A 15,860-nucleotide genomic window follows, 5' to 3' on the forward strand; every position below is an offset into this window, starting at 1 on the left:
TGCTATGTCAACTGTACAAATACCGAAATTACAAACGAAGGACCTTTTAACATTAGAAGAACTGACGCAAGAGGAGATCATTGCGTTAATTGAATTTGCAATGTATTTAAAAAAAGAGAAACACGTCCCTTTATTAGAAGGAAAAATATTAGGGTTAATTTTTGATAAACATTCAACTCGTACGCGTGTTTCTTTCGAAGCAGGAATGGTACAACTTGGTGGACATGGAATGTTTCTAAGTGGAAAAGAAATGCAGCTTGGCAGAGGCGAAAGTGTTTCAGACACGGCAAAAGTATTATCTCATTATATTGATGGAATTATGATTCGTACATTCTCACACGCGGATGTAGAGGAGCTCGCGAAAGAAGCAAATATTCCTGTTATCAATGGATTAACAGATGATCATCATCCGTGTCAGGCATTAGCAGATTTGATGACAATTTATGAAGAAGTTCATACATTTAAAGGAATTAAACTTGCTTACGTAGGGGATGGAAATAATGTATGTCACTCTTTACTGCTAGCAAGTGCAAAAGTCGGTATGCATATGACAGTAGCGACGCCCCCAGGGTATGAACCGAATGAACAAATTGTAAAGCGTGCGCTAGAAATTGCAAATGAGACGGGAGCAAATATTGAAGTCTTGAATGATCCGGGATTGGCAGTGAAAGATGCTGACTTTATCTATACTGATGTTTGGATGAGTATGGGGCAAGAAGATACAGAAGAGAAATATAAATTATTTCAACCGTTTCAAGTGAACGAAAAACTTGTTCAGCATGCGAAAGCAACGTATCGTTTCTTACATTGTTTACCTGCTCATCGTGAAGAAGAAGTAACAGGAGAAATTATAGATGGACCTTCTTCCGTTGTTTTTGAGCAAGCAGGGAATCGATTGCACGCTCAAAAAGCATTATTGGTAAGTTTATTTCAAAATGTGAAAAAACTTTCTAAATAGAGAGGATTTCCATATATTATTTACTAAAAGACATATAAATCGCTTGTACAAATATAAAGAATGTCACATTCATTTTCTACCTTGAATATGTTTAAGGAAAAGGAGGAGAAGATAAATGTATTATTACTATGTACCTCAAGGATATCCATATGTGAATTATTATCCTGCTTATGCACGGCAGCAGTTTGAATCATATCAGCCGCCACAGCCTTCTCAGGAACGAAAGCCTTACTTAATGACATGGCCGTATTCAAATGTGTATTATGGAAACTATTATGAATCATAAAGCTGCTTCTTTTGGAAGCAGCTTTACACGTTTGTTTTCAAAATTAAATTTTGAATGATTTGAAGCGAGTGAATGAGTTGTTCACGATCGCTTTCAGATAATGTTTGAAAGTTTTCTTTTAATTTGTCTAAAATAAATTGTTGATACTGACTTACTAATGATTTCCCTTCATCCGTAAGAGAAATTAAAATGACCCGTCGATCTTTTTCGCTGTAATGACGCTCTATGAGTTCTTCCTGAATCAATTTATTTAATAGAGGTGTCATGTTTGGCCTTGAAATCGCCAATCGCTTTCCGATTTCTGACACTGCTAATGTGCCATGTTCATGCAATAGCAGTAACACCTGTGTATGTGACGGTGGCATGTGCCTTTGCGAAGAAAACTCTCCAGGAAGCATAAATTTGCGATAAAAAAGAGGCACTAACGAAAGAAGATGATCAACAATACGTTCCCACTCACGTGATTCCATATAAAGGCCCCCTTCCATTATCATTGTAACAAAAAAAGGTACCGTATAAAAATAGAATTGTTCGTTTTTACCTTACTATTTGTAGGATAATACTTGTTTAGTAAATGCGTCAGCGATAATTTCATAGCCTTTATCATTTGGATGTACTTGATCGTACAGTAATTCTTTTTTATCATTCGGTATTAGCTTTCGAACAGGCAAAACAATAGATGGAGGGTTTGCTTTAGAAATAGAATAAATTGAATCATTCCAGCCATCTAAAAACATATCGGCATAAGAAGCGATTGAATCATCGAGTTGTAAAGGGTTATAAAGTTCAGATAAAATAAGTAAAGCATTTGGATTGATTGTTCGAATAGTGGTTACGATGGTTCTTACATCAGTTTCAAAATGATTTTTTTCTTTGTTTAACATTTTTATACCATCCATAACCCCTACATTACGATTTAAGCGAAATAAATTATTTCCGCCAATACTAATAGTAATTAAATTTGCTTTTTTTATTTTTTGCTTAACTTCTTCTGATTGCACCTTCTGAACAAGACGATCCGTTGTTAACCCATTTATACCGAGGTTTTCCACTGTAATGGGTTTATGAATTTGTCCCTCTATTTGATTAGAGGCTAGCTCCGCATATCCTCCTTGTGTAGAGCCATATCCTTTTGCAAGAGAATCACCTAACACAAGATGATAAAAAGAATCATTCGTTTGCTTATCAATCCAATGAAGAGTAGATGCTGTAGTTTTTTCTTTTGGTTCTTTTGTCTCATCGTTCTTTTCGAAATACAAATAAGAAATGATTAGAAGGAGGAGACAAAGTATAGTTAAGATGATTTTTTTCATAAATTCATCCTCCTTGTAATTGGTTATTGTATCATATTCAGCAGTATAAGCAATGGAAGGTTATAGTATATCTTTATGGAAATTTTACAGCAACTTTACAGAAAATTTGTAGAAGTATGTCAAAAAATATTGACGATATGAAAGTAGGTTCGATATGATAATGTCAGATAACGTAAAACTTCCATCAGTGGGGATTTTCTCCATCTCTCACTGATGAAAAGCTTTCACTAATCGGGCTTTTACGGGCAGTTGATCCCCACCTAACTTTTTTGCTTCTACTGAATTTTGAGGTGAGATTCTTACTGTCCATGAATAGCGGGATAAGTAAAGGTACGTCACTCTAATATGAAGAAAAAAGAGAATCGAGGTAGAGAGACTACCTTATTAGAGTTTGATGAGAAACTCATTTTATTTGGTTTTGAAGGGACAATTTTATAAGGGGGATTTTTTGTGAAGAAGTCAAAGAAAGTGTTAGCCGGAGCGACGCTTGCACTAGGGGTTATGGCTCCGCAAGTGTTGCCAACAATTGCTCATGCAGAGGGACAAACAGAGGAGAGTACCGTTAAATTACGAATCTTGGAAACTTCTGATATTCATGTTAATTTAATGAACTACGACTATTATCAAACAAAAACGGATAATAAAGTCGGGCTAGTTCAAACAGCGACTCTTGTTAACAAAGCACGTGAAGAAGCAAAGAACTCTGTGCTATTTGATGATGGGGATGCGATACAAGGAACGCCGCTTGGGGATTATGTGGCACAAAAAGGTTTGGATGGAGAGTATGTTCACCCTTTATATCGTTTAATGAATTTAATGAAGTATGACGTCATTTCTCTTGGAAATCACGAGTTTAACTATGGTTTGGACTACTTAAATAATGCGATTAGCAAAACACAGTTCCCAGTTATTAATTCAAATGTATATAAAGACGATGGCGATAATAATGAAGAGAATGATGAAAACTACTTTAAACCATACCATATTTTTGAAAAAGAAGTAGAAGATGAAGCTGGGCAAAAACAAAAAGTAAAAATTGGAGTAATGGGCTTTGTACCACCACAAGTTATGGGCTGGGATAAAGCGAATTTAGAAGGAAAAGTAAAAGCGAAAGACATTGTGCAAACGGCGAAGAAAATGGCTCCAAAAATGAAAGCCGAGGGTGCGGATATCATTGTTGCATTAGCACACTCTGGCGTCGATAAAAGTGGTTATAATGCTGGTATGGAGAATGCATCATATTATTTAGCAACAGAAGTTCCTGGCGTTGATGCAGTGTTAATGGGACATTCGCATACGGTAGTAACGGACAAGTTTAATGATGTTCCAGTTGTGATGCCTGGTGTTTTCGGAAGTAATCTAGGGATTATTGATATGGAGCTGAAAAAAGTAAACGGCAAGTGGGAAGTACAAAAAGATAAGTCAGTTCCAAGTGTTCGTCCGATTTCTGATAGCAAAGGAAATGCATTAGTAGAATCTGATAAGAGATTAGTTGATGAAATAAAAGATGATCATGAAGCGACAATTAAATATGTAAATACACCTGTCGGTAAAACGACAGCACCAATTAATAGTTATTTTTCACTTGTACAAGATGATCCATCTGTACAGCTTGTAACGAATGCTCAGAAATGGTATGTAGAAAAGCTATTTGCTGAAAACGGACAGTACAGCAAATATAAGGGAATCCCAGTATTATCTGCAGGGGCACCTTTTAAAGCGGGTGGACGAAATGGTGCAACTTATTATACAGATATTCCAGCTGGAACTTTAGCAATTAAAAACGTTGCTGATTTATATGTATATCCAAATACGTTGTATGCTGTAAAAGTAAATGGTGCACAAGTAAAAGAATGGCTTGAAATGTCTGCAGGTCAGTTCAATCAAATTGATCCAGCTAAAGTAGAAGAACAGTCATTAGTAAATGTAAACTATCCTACATATAACTTTGATATTTTAGATGGCGTGAAATACGAAATTGATGTTACACAGCCAGCAAAATATGATAAAGATGGAAAAGTAGTAAATCCAAATACGAATCGTATTGTGAATATAACATATGATGGGAAACCAATAGCTGATAATCAAGAGTTTATTGTTGCTACAAATAACTATCGTGGCAGTAGTCAAACATTCCCTGGTGTAAGTAAAGGTGAAGTTGTGTATCAATCTCAAGATGAAACGCGTCAAATCATTGCGAAATATATGCAAGAAACGCCTGTTATTAACCCGGCAGCAGATCAAAACTGGGTGTTTAAAACAATTGCTGCTGAAAAATTAAATACTACATTTGACTCTTCACCGAATGCACAGAAGTATATTACGAAAGGTGGGAAAATCTCATATGTTGGTCCGTCTGAAAATGAGTTTGCGAAATATGCAATTGATTTAACGAAAAAGAACGATGAGGATAAGCCAACACCACCACCAACAACAGGTGAAGGAAATGGTGAGGATAAGCCAACACCACCACCAACAACAGGTGAAGGAAATGGTGAGGACAAACCAACACCACCGCCAACGACAGATGAAGGAAACGGTGGGGACAAATCAACAACTTCTGACAAAGATGTACAAGAACCTACAAAAGTAAGTGGAGACAAAGAAACAAACAAAATGGAACGTGACCTTCCGAAAACAGGAGGAAATGTCTTTTCTACAATTGGAGCGGGACTGGCATTTGTCGGAGCGGGTATGTTCATGCTATTTAGAAGAAAAAAAGCAAATCGATAAAATGAGAATTCTATTGATGGGGATTTTCTGTATTCTCTACTGATGGTTAGCACTCACAAATCGAGGTAAAGTAAAAGAGGATTACCGTTATCGGCAATCCTCTTTTATATATATAATTTAAGAAACAGTAACAGGCTTTTCTTTCTGCCAGGAAAGACCAAATCCTGTAAATCCAACGATAATTGTAACGATCGGACAAGCTAAGCAGAAGATGGAGTATGGAACGTAATCAATTGTTGGAACACTTAGTACATTTGCTAAGAAGACGCCACTTACGCCCCATGGTACAAGAGGGTTAATCACTGTACCCGCATCTTCTAGTACACGTGATAAATTACGGCGCTTTAAGCCGACTTCATCGTATTTGTCAGCGAATGCTTGTCCTGTTAATACGATGGATAAGTATTGTTCACCAAGCAAGAAATTAACGCCAATTGCTGTTGATGCAGTAGAAAAAATTAAGCGTGTACTTGTCTTAACAAAATTAGAAATGATATTCATAAGCTGTGTGATAATACCCATACCTTGTAGTAAGCCTCCCATACAAAGAGCAAGGAAAATAAGTGCAATTGACATCATCATACTTTGTAAACCGCCGCGTGATAATAAGCTATCGATATCTTTTATCCCTGTTTTAGACACGTACCCGTCCTGCATAATTTTCATTAAATCGGCAAGTGATGTACTTGGCTTGAAAATAAAGAGGATGATAATACCAGCTACAATGCCAGCAAGTAAAGTTGGAACGGCTGGAACCTTTTTAAAAGCGAATAAGAATAGTAATAGGATTGGAATAAGTGTAACAATTGAGATCGTTGCATTCTTTTCTAATGTGCTTGTAAAAGTAGAGAAATCAACATTCCCTGAAGAACCACTTCCTAAAATGAAGAAAGCGATAAAGGCAATAATGAAAGCAGGAATCGTAGTCCAAAGCATGTTGCGTATATGTTCAAACAGATCCACACCGGTTACAGCAGGAGCTAAGTTTGTTGTATCAGATAACGGAGACATTTTATCCCCGAAGAAAGCTCCGGAAATAATTGCTCCGGCAATTAGTGCTGGATCGTATCCGAGAGCAGTGCCCATTCCCATAAAGGCAAGACCTACTGTCGCTGCTGTTGTAAAGGCACTACCAATACTTGTTCCAACAATTGCACAAACAACAAAGACTGTCGGAATGAAAATTTTTGGTGATACAAGTTTGAAGCCGTATACCATTAATGATGGAATTGTCCCAGCTGCAATCCAAACGCTAATTAATACACCAACAAGTAAGAAAATGAAAATGGATGGAATACCAGCTGAAATACTACTTATCATCCCTTTTTCCATATTAGACCAAGAGATTTTTTTAATAAAGCCAAATGCTAATAATACAATAATGCCAAATAAAATTGGAATGTGTGGTGATGTTCCTAATTGAATAACACTGAAGCCAATGCAGAAAAAGATGAAAAATGTTAAAAGAATAGATTCGATTTTTGAAATCATTGTTTGCCCCTCCTAATAATCTAAAATAGTTCTTTTTTATATAAAATTCGCCAATATTGTATATTTCCTTCTAAAATTTAGAATTTTGTGACAAATTACCGGTAATTGTTTAGCATCATAAAAAAAACGTCCCTGCATATATATGCAGGGACGAAAAAATCGCGGTACCACCCTAGCTTGTGAAATGAACGTAGCACAAAATAAAGGGTCGTATAATAGGCACCAACAGAAAATAAAAAACGCCCCTGCAATACATGCAGGGACGAAAAAATCGCGGTACCACCCTAAATTGTGAAATCGTTCATTTCACCACTCTGTAGAAATAACGGTCCATAACCGTCTTTTACTAATCCAAATGTTTCGTAAAAGAAGCTCCAGGGGGTAATTCATAATTCGCTCTGTACTGGTTCGCACCGACCACCAGCTCTCTGAAATCAAAAAACGAAATACTACTAAATCCTATCATTGCCGATTCATATGATGTTAGTTAAATTTTTATCATATATCTATCTCATATGTCAACATATATGTTCATAATTTTTTCTAGGAAAATAATAACAGAATGTTTTTTTAATTCTTCATTTGTGCGTTATAATGAAAATAGAAAGGAGGGAAGCAATGAAGAAAAAAATATTTCTTTTTACAACGTTACTTACAGTCGTTGGTAGTGCTGGAATTTATACAGCGTTTGCATCATCTCCTGATCAACCAAAACAAAAGATCATACAAAAAGCAGAAGTAAAAGAATTGGAGAAGGTCAAAGAGGAAAAGAACAAGAAAGAAACAACCGCTAAGCTTGGCGTTTCTCTGGAAGGGAAAACAGAGAAAGAAATTCAAAAAGAGTTAAATACGGCAAGGTTTGAAAAGCGTCATCAGCTGCTTATAGAACATGCAAAACAACTTGGAATTGATACTGAAGGAAAAAAGGATGAAGAGATTATCTTAGAAATCGGAAAGATTCAACATGGAAAATAAAGCGACTTATCATATGATAAGTCGTTCTTTTTTAAGAACATTATTATGCGAAAAAAATTGACAGCATTTCGTTTTTAATGTTAACTATATTTATATAAAAGTTAACATTAGGGGTGACAATTGTGACTGTTAGTCGTAATACAAGTGAAAAAAGAGCTTATACATATGAAGAATTGGCTGAAAAAAACAAAGCATATGTATGGCATCCATTTACACAAATGAAAGATTATTTAGCTGAAGATCCCGTTATCATTGAACGAGGAGAAGGGCGTAAATTATATGACGTAAACGGAAATGGTTATTGGGATGGTGTTTCATCAATTTGGCTTAATGTTCATGGACATCATGTGCCAGAATTGGATGACGCGATTCGTGAACAGTTAAATAAAGTTGCACATTCTACTATGTTAGGACTTGCCAATGTACCATCGATTTTACTTGCAGAAAAGGTCATTGAAGTTGTTCCAGAAGGCTTGAAAAAAGTATTTTATTCAGACTCTGGTTCTACAGCTGTTGAAATTGCAATCAAGATGGCTTTTCAATATTGGCAGCATAAAGGAAAACCTAAAAAACAAAAGTTTATCACATTAAAAGAAGCGTATCATGGAGATACAATTGGGGCTGTTTCAGTGGGAGCGATTGACTTGTTTCACCAAGTGTACAGTTCGCTTTTATTTGATGCAATCAAAATGCCATATCCATATACATACCGTTCTCCTTATGGAAGCGACAAAGAACAAATTGTTCAAAAGCATTTAGAAGAAATGGAAGAGTTATTAAAAGAAAAACATGATGAAGTTGCAGCGATTATTGTAGAGCCGTTAATGCAAGGTGCAGGCGGTATGATTACAATGCCGAAAGGATATTTGAAAGGCCTTCGTGATTTATGTACCACTTATAATGTTTTATTTATTACAGATGAGGTGGCGACGGGGTTTGGTCGTACTGGAAAAATGTTTGCTTGTGAACATGAAAATGTTACACCTGATATTTTAACAGCTGGAAAAGGCTTAACTGGTGGGTATTTACCAGTGGCTATTACTGTGACAACAGATGAAATTTATGATGCTTTTTTAGGTGACTATGAAGAGCAGAAAACATTTTTCCATGGCCATAGTTATACTGGAAATCCATTAGGCTGCGCTGTTGCAATTGCCAATTTAGAACTTTATGAAAAAACAAATCTAGTAAAAGATGTTGCATATAAAGCAGAATATGTAGGGAAACAATTGGAAGCACTTTACGAATACAAGCATGTTGGTGATATTCGTCAATGTGGATTGATGGTAGGAATTGAACTTGTGAAAAGTAAAGAAACGAAAGAGCCGTTTGAGTGGACAGAGCAAGTTGGTGTGGAAGTGTGTAAGCGATCAAGAGAGTTAGGAATGATTTTACGTCCGCTTGGTAACACGATTGTATTTATGCCACCGCTAGCATCTAAGGTAGATGAGATTGATGAAATGCTGGGCATTTTATATCAAGCAATTGCAGATGTTACGGAGGGAGAATAATGAGCGGTTTTTTTATAACAGCAACCGATACGGAAGTTGGAAAAACAGTTGTTACAGGTGCGCTAGCAGGAGTGTTTAGAAATCGTGGATATAACATAGGTGTGTATAAACCATTGCAAAGTGGTCATATCGATTCGAACCCAGAAGGTGATGCAGCTAGATTGAAAGTTGCATCAGGAGTAACGACTGAGACGGATAGAATTTGCCCTTACTCTATTGAAGAACCTCTCGCACCAAGACTGGCAATGCAGCGAGCAGGAAGAACTGTGAAGCTAGCACAAATTACGGCTCATTATAATGAGTTAATGACAGAGTTTAAGAGCTTGCTTGTAGAAGGAGCAGGGGGGCTTGCCGTTCCATATACAGAAGATGCATTAGTGGTTGATTTTGCAAAGGAATTAAAATTACCACTTATTATTGTCGCGCGTCCGGCGCTAGGTACCGTTAATCATACCGTTTTAACAATTGCTTATGCGAAAGCAAATGGTTTAGCGGTTGCAGGTGTTATTTTATCTGGCTGTAAAGAATGTGAGAAAGAACGTGTGCAAGAAAATCAAGAAATGATTGAGGAGTTAAGCGGTGTACCAGTTGTGGGGTTACTACCGGAACTTCAAGAAAAATTTACGCGTGATGAACTATTAAGAGCAGCAGAAGAGAATATTGCGATTTCAAATTTAGAGGAGCTCATCAAACATGGATCAAACGTGGAACCTACACTTTCATTCTAGTTTAAATCGTCTGAAGGAGAAAGCACAATATCGACATGTAGTCGTGACGGAGCAAGCTGAAGGACCATGGCTTATTAGGAATGGAAAACGTATGTTGAATTTAGCTTCGAATAACTATCTAGGTTTGGCAGGAGATAAGCGATTAAAAGAAGCATCTACTGTAGCGACAAAACAATACGGAGTAGGGGCTACGGCGTCACGGCTTGTGGTAGGAAATTATTCACTATATGAAGAGGTAGAACAGAGCGTTTGTGATTGGAAAGAAACTGAAAAAGCAATAATTGTGAACAGTGGATATTCGGCAAATGTAGGTGCAATCTCTTCTTTAGTGGGTCGTCACGACATTGTTTTTAGCGATAAGTTAAATCATGCCAGCATTGTCGATGGAATTATGCTCAGTGGTGCGGAACATAAAAGATATCGACATAATGATTTGGAACATTTGGAAACATTACTGCGAATGGCGCCTTCTGCAAAGCGCAAGTTGATCGTTACAGATACGATTTTCAGCATGGATGGAGATGTTGCTCATTTAAAAGAATTGATTATGTTGAAAGAAAAATATGGAGCGTTATTGATGATTGATGAAGCGCATGCAGGAGGAATATATGGCAAGTATGGTGCGGGCTTAGCTCACATCGAACAAGGACTTTCTCAGAAAATTGATATTCATATGGGGACATTTAGTAAAGCGTTAGGTTGTTATGGAGCTTATTTAGCAGGTGATGCAATTTGTATTGATTATATGAAAAATACGATGAGAAGCTTCATATTCACAACAGCATTACCACCAGGGACGCTTGGTGCAATGAAACGTGCAATTGAAATTGTTAAGGAAGATGAGGAAAGACGGCGGCAGCTCTTAGAAAATGGAGCGTATTTCCGCAATAATTTGAAAGAAGCTGGCTTTCATATTGGTGATAGTTCAACGCATATTGTACCAGTTATTGTAGCATCGAATGAATATGCGATGCATTTTAGCGAAAAATTGCAGGAAGCAGGAATTGCTGCAATTGCTATCAGACCACCCACTGTTCCGCACAATAGTTCGCGAATTCGATTTGCAGTTACATCTGAACATACAAAAGCTGACTTACAATGGGCTATTGAGCAGATTATTCGAATTGGTAAAGAAGAGGGGGTACCGAGATGAAACAGCCCAAGCTTATTTTCATTCCCGGATGGGGGATGGAAAAACAAGTATGGGATTCATTACTTCCATATTTTCAGGAATATTCTGTCCGGCATGTTGAATGGCGTGGGGTAAAAGAGTTTGGCGAGTATGCAGAACGAGTAGTAGAGGTTACGAAAGGGCAGGATGTGATTTTGATTGGATGGTCACTTGGTGCATTAGCTGCTCTTCAAGTATGTGATAGAGTGCAGGCAAAAGGGATGATTTTAATAGGTGGTACGGCAAAGTTTACAGTAGATGAAAATTACGAGAGTGGATGGAAACCTTCTTTTGTAGAGCGGATGAAAAGAAGTTTGGTGAAGCAAAAGGATTTCACATTGAACCGCTTTTATAAAAGTATGTTTACAAAAAAAGAGATAAAAGATAGTGAACAATTTGAAGGCATTGTAGAGCGTTTTCAAGGTGATTCCATTGAATCTTTACAGCTGGGACTTAATTATTTAATAGAGGTGGATATAAGAAGTCAGTTAAAGCACGTAAAGATGCCGATATTACTTCTTCATGGAGAACAGGATGCGATATGCCCACTATCTGCTGCTCGCTATATACAAGAAAATACGAATGGGACGCTTAAAGTAATAAATGGAGCTGGGCATGCACTTTGCGTAACTGATTTTGAATATTGCGCAAATGAAATGATCCAGTTTGTAGAGGGGATACAAAATGATCAACAAAACGTTATTACAAAAACGATTTAATGGGGCAGCTGTATCCTATGATCAATATGCAAGTGTACAAAAAAAGATGGCGCAACAATTGCTTTCTATAATGAAAAAACACTACCACAAAATGTCGTCCATCCGCATTTTAGAACTCGGATGTGGAACAGGATATTTGACTGAGCAATTAGCCGTTGCTTTTCCAAATGCAAAAATTACAGCAATTGATTTTGCTGAAAGTATGATTGCTGTTGCTAAAACGAGAAATCACGTAGAATCTGTGACATTTAGGTGCGAAGATATTGAACATCTTACATTAAGTGAGTCATTTGATGTCATTATCTCAAGCGCAACATTTCAATGGCTAAACGATTTGCAAACAACGCTGAAAAGTTTATATCGTTATTTGTTTGAAGATGGTTTGTTGTTATTTTCAACGTTTGGGGAGCAAACGTTTCAAGAACTTCATACAGCATTTCAAAGTGCTAAAGAAGAAAAAAATATACAAAATAGTGTATCTGTGGGACAACGTTTTGTAACGAGAGAACAGCTGCAAGATGTATGTGAAAGTGTAACAGGGGATGTTCATGTTTCTGAAACATGTTACATAGAGAAGTTTGCTACAGTTCGTGGATTCCTACAATCGATTCGAAAAGTGGGAGCGACGAATAGCAATGCAGAATCTTACTGTCAAAGTCCTTCTATCTTTCGCACCATGCTTCGCATATACGAAAGAGATTTCACGGAAGAAGGAAAAATTGTAACAACGTACCATGCTTTATTTGCGTATATTGAAAAAGAGGGGAAGAGAAGAAATGAAACAAGTACAAACAAAAACAGATTGGAAGAAAATTGCATATGAAGTAGTAGAGGGCAGAGGTATAACGAAAGAAGAAGCAGTAGCAATTTTAGAAGCTGACGATACAGAAGTATTAGAAATTATGAACGCAGCTTATATCATTCGTCATCATTACTTTGGTAAAAAAGTAAAATTAAATATGATTATTAATACGAAATCTGGATTATGTCCAGAAGATTGTGGATATTGCTCACAGTCTATCGTTTCAGAAGCACCAATCGATAAATATGCATGGTTAACACAAGAAAAAATCGTAGAGGGAGCTCACGAAGCAATTCGCCGTAAAGCAGGTACATACTGCATTGTTGCATCTGGTCGTCGTCCAACGGATAAAGAAGTAAATCATGTCATTGGTGCCGTAAAAGAAATTCGTGAAACAACGGATTTAAAAATTTGCTGTTGCTTAGGGTTTTTAAATGAAGATCAAGCAGGACGCTTAGCAGAAGCCGGTGTTCACCGTTATAACCATAACTTAAATACACATGTAAATAATTATGATAGTATTTGTTCAACGCATACATACGATGATCGCGTTGATACAGTAGAAAAAGCGAAGCAAGCCGGTATTTCTCCATGTTCGGGTGCGATTTTCGGAATGGGAGAAACGAAAGAGCAGCGCGTTGAAATTGCTTTTGAATTACAACGTTTAGATGCTGATTCTATTCCATGTAATTTCCTTGTCGCCGTAAAAGGAACGCCGCTTGAAGGGCAGAAAGAATTAACACCAGTAGAATGTTTAAAAGTATTAGCAATGATGCGTTTTGTTAATCCATCAAAAGAAATCCGTATTTCTGGCGGTCGCGAAATTAATTTACGTTCTGTACAGCCAATTGGCTTATTTGCAGCAAATTCGATCTTCGTTGGTGACTATTTAACAACAGCAGGACAAGAGCCGACATCTGATTGGGGTATGATTGAAGATTTAGGATTTGAAATAGAAGAATGTGCACTGTAAAGATTGAAAAGAAAGCTCCTTTTGGTGCTTTCTTTTTTTGTAAACAAAATGTAATGAAATACCTTCAAGCCTTTAAAATAGTAGAGTTTCAGTAAAAAAATAAATTGTGTGGACGAATTTTCCACCCAGTAATTGTACATAGTAAAAGTGTAATTTATCTTGGGTGGAGGATCTTACATGCACAAATATATACTAGCTATTATGACTTTTTTAATTTTATTAAAGGCGATTAGTGCTGATCCAGTTAAGGCAGCTGAAAATCCGGAACAGAAAGAAATGCAGCAAAGAATTGAACAACATTTTCGAACAAAGGCTGAGCATTTTGGGATTGAGACAGAGGGAAAAGACTTAAAGGAAGTGCGGAAAGAACTTCATATTGTAGAGGAAGAAAAAAGGAGAGAAAATGTGTGGAGAACCGCTCAAAATCTTCGTATTAAAACAGAAGGAAAAACGATGGATGAATTGATAAAAGATGTACGGAAAAAAGTAGAAAAATAAAAAAAGAGGCCGAAGCCTCTTTTTTTATGCCCAGTGCTTTGATAATTGCGCCATTTCAATAGCGGCAACTGCGGATTCATAGCCTTTGTTGCCAGCTTTTGTACCAGCACGCTCGATTGCTTGCTCGATTGTCTCAGTCGTTAATACACCGAAAATAACTGGGATGTCTGTTTGTAATGATAAAGAAGCAACACCTTTTGCAACTTCATTACAAACATAATCATAATGAGTTGTAGCACCGCGAATGACTGTTCCTAGTGTAATGACAGCATCATATTTTCCGCTGTTTGCCATTTTTTTTGCGATTAATGGGATTTCAAATGCGCCTGGAACCCATGCGACGTCAATATCGCTTTCTTCTACACCATGGCGCTTTAATCCGTCTAACGCACCGCCTAATAGTTTACTCGTAATAAATTCATTAAAGCGTCCAACAACAACTCCAACTTTTAATCCTGTACCAACTAAATGACCTTCAAATACCATATTATATCTCTCCCTTTATATATTATAAGCTTAATAAGTGACCTAATTTTTCTAATTTTGTTTGTAAATATGCCTTGTTTTCTTCTTTTGTTGGCATTTGCAACGGTACGCGTTCGACAACTTCTAAATCATAACCTTGCAAGCCTGCGATTTTTCTCGGATTATTCGTTAATAAACGCAATTGCTGTAAACCTAAATCTTTTAAGATTTGAGCACCAATGCCATAATCACGAAGATCGGCAGGGAATCCTAGTTTTTCATTTGCCTCAACAGTATCTAATCCTTCTTCTTGTAACTTGTATGCACGGAGCTTATTTAACAGCCCGATTCCGCGGCCTTCTTGGCGCATATAAAGAAGAACACCTTTTCCTTCTCGTTCAATTTGAGCGAGAGCAGCATGGAGCTGCGGACCGCAGTCACAGCGGCATGAGCCGAAAACATCGCCAGTTAAACATTCAGAATGAACGCGCACGAGAACGGGTTCACCTGTCGAAATATCCCCTTTCACAAGAGCGATATGTTCTTTTTGATCTAAAGAATTTGAGTAGCCGATTGCATGAAATGTACCGAAATCTGTCGGTAATGTAATTTCAATTTCCCTTGTTACGAGCGTTTCATGATGGCGGCGATAAGCGATTAAATCTTCAATCGTAATCATTTTTATATCAAATTGCTTTGCAACTTGTACTAAGTCAGGAACACGTGCCATCGTGCCATCTTCTTTTATAATTTCACAAATAACTCCTGCTGGTTCCGCGCCGCATAATTTTGCTAAATCAACAGCTGCTTCTGTATGACCTGCACGGCGCAGTACTCCGCCTTCCTTGGCGATTAAAGGAAAGATATGACCTGGACGATTAAAATCTGTTCCTTTTGACGCTGGATTTAATAACTCACGCACAGTTGTCGCACGTTCGTAAGCACTAATACCTGTTGTTGTAGAAATGTGATCAACGCTTACTGTGAACGCGGTATGATGAGAATCTGTATTATGAGAAACCATAGGCTCTAACTGTAAGCGGTCTGCATATTGCTCTGTAATCGGTACACAGACAAGACCACGGCCATGTGTAATCATAAAATTAATTGTTTCTGGTGTAATGTTCTCTGCTAAAGCGATGAAGTCTCCTTCGTTTTCACGGCTTTCATCATCACATACAATAACGACTTTTCCTTGTTTTAAATCTTCTAGTGCTTCTTCAATACGATGAAACAT

16 protein-coding genes and 1 other annotated feature are annotated in these 15,860 nt (G+C 37.2%); of the genes, 11 read left to right on the top strand and 5 right to left on the bottom strand.

What is annotated here, in order from left to right; genetic code table 11:
* The first annotated feature begins 4 nt into the window (after window positions 1-4).
* Window positions 5-958, top strand: coding sequence for an ornithine carbamoyltransferase (argF, locus tag Y7E_RS0109085; RefSeq protein ID WP_017150960.1), 954 nt, complete (start codon window positions 5-7; stop codon window positions 956-958).
* Window positions 959-1,073: 115 nt separating this feature from the next.
* Window positions 1,074-1,244, top strand: coding sequence for a hypothetical protein (locus tag Y7E_RS33605; protein WP_017150961.1), 171 nt, complete (start codon window positions 1,074-1,076; stop codon window positions 1,242-1,244).
* A gap of 23 nt (window positions 1,245-1,267) precedes the next feature.
* Here the strand turns inward: Y7E_RS33605 and Y7E_RS0109095 are convergent, their stop codons facing one another.
* Both Y7E_RS0109095 and Y7E_RS0109100 read right to left on the bottom strand, forming a co-directional pair.
* Window positions 1,268-1,714, bottom strand: a complete 447-nt coding sequence (locus Y7E_RS0109095) for a MarR family winged helix-turn-helix transcriptional regulator (RefSeq protein ID WP_017150962.1) — start codon at window positions 1,712-1,714, stop codon at window positions 1,268-1,270.
* A gap of 75 nt (window positions 1,715-1,789) precedes the next feature.
* The gene (locus tag Y7E_RS0109100; protein WP_017150963.1) at window positions 1,790-2,557 is read right to left on the bottom strand and encodes a GDSL-type esterase/lipase family protein; all 768 of its coding nucleotides are present in this window, start codon (window positions 2,555-2,557) and stop codon (window positions 1,790-1,792) included.
* A gap of 450 nt (window positions 2,558-3,007) precedes the next feature.
* Between Y7E_RS0109100 and cpdB the strand changes: the two genes are divergently transcribed.
* On the top strand, window positions 3,008-5,290 hold the full coding sequence (gene cpdB / locus Y7E_RS0109105) for a bifunctional 2',3'-cyclic-nucleotide 2'-phosphodiesterase/3'-nucleotidase (protein ID WP_017150964.1): 2,283 nt from the start codon (window positions 3,008-3,010) through the stop codon (window positions 5,288-5,290).
* 117 nt (window positions 5,291-5,407) lie between these two features.
* Here cpdB and nhaC read toward each other — a convergent pair whose 3' ends face one another.
* A complete protein-coding gene (gene nhaC / locus Y7E_RS0109110) occupies window positions 5,408-6,781 on the bottom strand; it encodes a Na+/H+ antiporter NhaC (RefSeq protein WP_017150965.1) in 1,374 nt (457 codons plus the stop codon).
* Window positions 6,782-7,036: 255 nt separating this feature from the next.
* Window positions 7,037-7,256 (bottom strand) — a binding site (T-box leader).
* Between the two features lie 143 nt (window positions 7,257-7,399).
* Between nhaC and Y7E_RS0109115 the strand changes: the two genes are divergently transcribed.
* The 8 genes from Y7E_RS0109115 to Y7E_RS0109150 all read left to right on the top strand — a co-directional run bounded on the left by Y7E_RS0109115 (window position 7,400) and on the right by Y7E_RS0109150 (window position 14,158).
* The gene (locus tag Y7E_RS0109115) at window positions 7,400-7,756 is read left to right on the top strand and encodes a hypothetical protein (RefSeq protein WP_017150966.1); all 357 of its coding nucleotides are present in this window, start codon (window positions 7,400-7,402) and stop codon (window positions 7,754-7,756) included.
* Window positions 7,757-7,878: 122 nt separating this feature from the next.
* Window positions 7,879-9,267, top strand: coding sequence for an adenosylmethionine--8-amino-7-oxononanoate transaminase (bioA, locus tag Y7E_RS0109120; protein ID WP_017150967.1), 1,389 nt, complete (start codon window positions 7,879-7,881; stop codon window positions 9,265-9,267).
* Window positions 9,267-9,995: a dethiobiotin synthase gene (bioD, locus tag Y7E_RS0109125; RefSeq protein ID WP_017150968.1), complete on the top strand. Its 729-nt coding sequence runs from the start codon at window positions 9,267-9,269 to the stop codon at window positions 9,993-9,995. The genes bioA and bioD overlap by 1 nt, the downstream gene beginning before the upstream one ends.
* On the top strand, window positions 9,961-11,148 hold the full coding sequence (gene bioF / locus Y7E_RS0109130) for an 8-amino-7-oxononanoate synthase (RefSeq protein WP_017150969.1): 1,188 nt from the start codon (window positions 9,961-9,963) through the stop codon (window positions 11,146-11,148). The genes bioD and bioF overlap by 35 nt, the downstream gene beginning before the upstream one ends.
* Window positions 11,145-11,885: an alpha/beta fold hydrolase gene (locus tag Y7E_RS0109135; protein WP_017150970.1), complete on the top strand. Its 741-nt coding sequence runs from the start codon at window positions 11,145-11,147 to the stop codon at window positions 11,883-11,885. Before bioF ends, Y7E_RS0109135 begins: the two co-directional genes overlap by 4 nt.
* Window positions 11,851-12,708, top strand: a complete 858-nt coding sequence (gene bioC, locus Y7E_RS0109140) for a malonyl-ACP O-methyltransferase BioC (RefSeq protein WP_017150971.1) — start codon at window positions 11,851-11,853, stop codon at window positions 12,706-12,708. The genes Y7E_RS0109135 and bioC overlap by 35 nt, the downstream gene beginning before the upstream one ends.
* The gene (gene bioB, locus Y7E_RS0109145) at window positions 12,662-13,660 is read left to right on the top strand and encodes a biotin synthase (RefSeq protein ID WP_017150972.1); all 999 of its coding nucleotides are present in this window, start codon (window positions 12,662-12,664) and stop codon (window positions 13,658-13,660) included. Before bioC ends, bioB begins: the two co-directional genes overlap by 47 nt.
* 177 nt (window positions 13,661-13,837) lie before the next feature.
* The gene (locus Y7E_RS0109150; RefSeq protein ID WP_017150973.1) at window positions 13,838-14,158 is read left to right on the top strand and encodes a hypothetical protein; all 321 of its coding nucleotides are present in this window, start codon (window positions 13,838-13,840) and stop codon (window positions 14,156-14,158) included.
* Between the two features lie 24 nt (window positions 14,159-14,182).
* On the opposite strand, the gene ribH is transcribed toward Y7E_RS0109150, so the two are convergent.
* Window positions 14,183-14,644, bottom strand: coding sequence for a 6,7-dimethyl-8-ribityllumazine synthase (gene ribH, locus Y7E_RS0109155; protein WP_017150974.1), 462 nt, complete (start codon window positions 14,642-14,644; stop codon window positions 14,183-14,185).
* A 22-nt stretch (window positions 14,645-14,666) separates the two neighbouring features.
* Window positions 14,667-15,860, bottom strand: a complete 1,194-nt coding sequence (locus tag Y7E_RS0109160) for a bifunctional 3,4-dihydroxy-2-butanone-4-phosphate synthase/GTP cyclohydrolase II (RefSeq protein WP_017150975.1) — start codon at window positions 15,858-15,860, stop codon at window positions 14,667-14,669.

The sequence above is a fragment of the Bacillus bingmayongensis genome (assembly GCF_000299035.1).
Taxonomy (GTDB): domain Bacteria; phylum Bacillota; class Bacilli; order Bacillales; family Bacillaceae_G; genus Bacillus_A; species Bacillus_A bingmayongensis.

Coding starts and splice junctions, on each gene's coding strand:
- Y7E_RS0109160 (WP_017150975.1), bottom strand. CDS start 15,860: ATGTTTCATCGTATTGAAGAAGCACTAGAAGATTTAAAACAAGGAAAA.
- bioF (WP_017150969.1), top strand. CDS start 9,961: ATGGATCAAACGTGGAACCTACACTTTCATTCTAGTTTAAATCGTCTG.
- Y7E_RS0109100 (WP_017150963.1), bottom strand. CDS start 2,557: ATGAAAAAAATCATCTTAACTATACTTTGTCTCCTCCTTCTAATCATT.
- Y7E_RS33605 (WP_017150961.1), top strand. CDS start 1,074: ATGTATTATTACTATGTACCTCAAGGATATCCATATGTGAATTATTAT.
- bioC (WP_017150971.1), top strand. CDS start 11,851: ATGATCAACAAAACGTTATTACAAAAACGATTTAATGGGGCAGCTGTA.
- argF (WP_017150960.1), top strand. CDS start 5: ATGTCAACTGTACAAATACCGAAATTACAAACGAAGGACCTTTTAACA.
- bioB (WP_017150972.1), top strand. CDS start 12,662: ATGAAACAAGTACAAACAAAAACAGATTGGAAGAAAATTGCATATGAA.
- Y7E_RS0109150 (WP_017150973.1), top strand. CDS start 13,838: ATGCACAAATATATACTAGCTATTATGACTTTTTTAATTTTATTAAAG.
- ribH (WP_017150974.1), bottom strand. CDS start 14,644: ATGGTATTTGAAGGTCATTTAGTTGGTACAGGATTAAAAGTTGGAGTT.
- Y7E_RS0109135 (WP_017150970.1), top strand. CDS start 11,145: ATGAAACAGCCCAAGCTTATTTTCATTCCCGGATGGGGGATGGAAAAA.
- Y7E_RS0109115 (WP_017150966.1), top strand. CDS start 7,400: ATGAAGAAAAAAATATTTCTTTTTACAACGTTACTTACAGTCGTTGGT.
- nhaC (WP_017150965.1), bottom strand. CDS start 6,781: ATGATTTCAAAAATCGAATCTATTCTTTTAACATTTTTCATCTTTTTC.
- Y7E_RS0109095 (WP_017150962.1), bottom strand. CDS start 1,714: ATGGAATCACGTGAGTGGGAACGTATTGTTGATCATCTTCTTTCGTTA.
- bioD (WP_017150968.1), top strand. CDS start 9,267: ATGAGCGGTTTTTTTATAACAGCAACCGATACGGAAGTTGGAAAAACA.